Origin of the sequence: Halomonas sp. SIMBA_159, from assembly GCF_046536035.1 — a bacterium.
GTDB lineage: Bacteria > Pseudomonadota > Gammaproteobacteria > Pseudomonadales > Halomonadaceae > Vreelandella > Vreelandella venusta_A.
This window is the reverse complement of the sequence record NZ_JAWJBT010000911.1, coordinates 1-259: the sequence shown is the minus strand read 5'-3', so window position 1 is coordinate 259 and position 259 is coordinate 1. Positions and strand designations below refer to the sequence as shown.

The 259-nt window shown below is 39.0% G+C and carries 1 protein-coding gene; it reads left to right on the top strand.

The window, feature by feature from the left end; genetic code table 11:
- Nucleotides 1-259, top strand: a 259-nt coding sequence (locus tag R0J87_RS21905; protein WP_498888945.1) for a ribonucleotide reductase barrel domain-containing protein, incomplete at both ends; no start/stop codon positions are given.

The following is a 259-nucleotide window of genomic DNA, read 5'->3' as shown; positions in this document are numbered from 1 at the left end:
ATGAGTTAGTGAACAATCCCAATGTCAGAAAAGCTAAAGGAAGTGCTCGGAAGCTTCTTGAGAAACTGGCCATCCTTAGATATGAATCAGGGTATCCATACATTATGTTCCAGGATAACGTAAACAAGGTTCATGCGAATAACCAAATATCGCAGGTTAAATTTTCCAATCTTTGCAGCGAGGTGATTCAGTCCTCTAAAGTGTCAAAGTATACTGACTACGACCAAGAAGATGAAATCGGCCTCGATATTTCATTTAA